At 59.1% G+C, this 557-nt stretch carries 2 protein-coding genes; both read left to right on the forward strand.

From position 1 onward, the window contains the following. Positions 1–248, forward strand: a 248-nt coding sequence (locus PI246_RS18410; protein WP_320552780.1) for a hypothetical protein, incomplete at its 5' end; no start/stop codon positions are given. A 255-nt stretch (positions 249–503) separates the two neighbouring features. Continuing rightward, the coding region (locus tag PI246_RS18535) for an ESPR-type extended signal peptide-containing protein (RefSeq protein ID WP_369335419.1) at positions 504–557 on the forward strand (54 nt) is incomplete at its 3' end.

A 557-nucleotide genomic window follows, 5' to 3' on the forward strand; every position in this document is an offset into this window, starting at 1 on the left:
GTCGCTCCGCCGCGCGACCGCTCGCCCCATTTCGCGCAGTCGGCGCCATGCGCAGCCGTCTGGAGCCGTCGCCCGGCATGCCTGGGCGCGCTTTTGCGCCTCTACCACCCGGCCGCGTCAAGTCCTTGACAGGAAACGAAATCGCCCGAAGCGCGGTGTGTCAACGCTGGCAAGGTTCGTGCCGAAAAATTGGCGCGAGTTGGTTGTTTTCATTGATATTTATCGAAAATTTAACGAAATCAGGCTGAATTCGCGGTCTGTGTCACGGCGCGTGTCGCATTAAGTCAAAAACTTGACGTACTCGAGAGGCCGAGTTAACACTCGGGTCAGTTCCGCATTCCACCTCGGTTCATCTACAGCTCCGAGCAGCGACAGGCGTGAGCCTCTCGCGTCCCGCTAAGGGACGTGCGGTACCAAAAAACCGACAGGGGGTCGGCCGGCCGGAACGCCGGGCGAGGGTGGCTTTTTGACCAAAAACCAGCCGAATTGAGGAGCAGTCGTCGATGAATCGGATTTATCGCAAGGTCTGGAACAACGCACTGGGGATGTGGGTCGTG

Source organism: Luteibacter sahnii (assembly GCF_034063545.1).
Taxonomy (GTDB): Bacteria; Pseudomonadota; Gammaproteobacteria; order Xanthomonadales; family Rhodanobacteraceae; genus Luteibacter; species Luteibacter sahnii.